Here is a 1516-nt window from a genome sequence, read left to right as displayed (position 1 = left end):
TCACCTCTGAAACCTCACTATCCATGAGACGGGTCATGAGACTCTTGAGGTTGATATCGTCTGGGCTGATGCCATTCATCGGAGAAATAAGGCCATGCAAGACATGATAGAGTCCGTGGTATTCTTGGATATTTTCCATAGCAGCCACATCGCGACTATCCTCTAGCACCAAGATGGTTGTCTGGTCTCGAGTCGGATCCGTACAGATAGAGCAAGGATCGTCATCAGTCAGGCGACCGCAGATGGAACAGTAGGTCAGCTCTCTCTTAGCAGAAAGGAGATTTTTAGCAAATTCATTGACATCGTCATCAGACATTCCAATAGTATAGAAGGCCAGACGGGTAGCCGTCTTAATCCCGATACCCGGTAACTTCGAATAACTGTCAATTAGCTTGGCAATAGGTGTTGGATAAAGCATATGTTCCTTTCTAATTCATTGGATGATGTTGGTTATAGAGGTTGATAATATCGCGCGCAATGGAAGGTCCGACACCATTTGTAAGGTTGGTGTTATGAGGAAAGACAACAGCTACAGCGATTTGAGGATTATCTGATGGTGCATAGGCCACAGCATTAGTATTGTTAGCTTCTTGACCTCCCGCAACATAACTCTCGGCAGTACCAGTTTTTCCACTAATGGATACCGCTGCGCCATTTGAAAAGGCACGACCGGTTGTCAAAGCACTACCACCATGTGACACTTGATAAAATCCTTGTTGGAGGATGGAAACATCAGACTCAGAAATATTAATTTTATTCATTTCCTTGGTTTCAACAGATTGGATTAAGTTCCCTAAGCCACCTTGTTCGTTGTTTCCATAAATCCCCTCAACAATGTGGGGGGCAATCCGAACACCGTTGTTGGCAATAGTTCCAACGTACTGGGCCAATTGCATTGGGGTGTAGTTATCAAACTGACCAAAGGCATTGGTAATGTAATTAGCAAAATTATACTCTTTTGGTATAAAACCAGTTGACTCATCTGGGAGGTCAATTCCTGTTGAAGCTCCGAGTCCATATTCCCCGAAGGTTGATCGCAATTTGCCCATTGCAGTCTCTAACTGTCCCGTTGCGACTGTCATATTTGGTGTGTAGGTTTGTCCCATGATTCCTAGCGCAGTTTGAACCATGTAGGTATTAGAAGAGTATTCCAAAGCCTCAACTGCTGTGATAGGGAAAGAGCCATAGGACAAGGTATACCATGAATTGATAGGGGCCGAACCTTGGAAAACAATCGGCTGGTCTGTCAAGGTTTGATTACCTGACAAGACTCCATTTTCCCAACCAGAGCTGATGGTCGCCGCCTTAACAACAGATCCTGGCACAAAGACATTGGTTATCGTTCCAAGCGAATCTGAACTTAATTTACCGGATTCGACATCATGCTTGACACCAGACATGGCCAGAACTGCACCGGTTTTAGGATTGAGAGCTACAGCGTAGACTCCTTCAGAGTACTTTGCTCCACCGTTACCCAACTCTGAGTTGAAGTAGCTCTTGAGTAGGTCGTCCACAC

2 protein-coding genes are annotated in these 1516 nt (G+C 45.0%); both read right to left on the bottom strand.

What is annotated here, in order from left to right; translation table 11 throughout:
• Positions 1-418 (bottom strand): recombination mediator RecR (gene recR, locus GMD4S_RS10595; RefSeq protein WP_000966753.1); only part of this gene is annotated, 418 nt, incomplete at its 3' end.
• A gap of 10 nt (positions 419-428) precedes the next feature.
• A partial coding sequence (locus tag GMD4S_RS10590; protein ID WP_000320675.1) for a penicillin-binding transpeptidase domain-containing protein occupies positions 429-1516 on the bottom strand: 1088 nt, incomplete at its 5' end.

The sequence above is a fragment of the Streptococcus sp. GMD4S genome (assembly GCF_000296955.1).
This window is presented reverse-complemented; position numbering and strand designations above follow the sequence as displayed.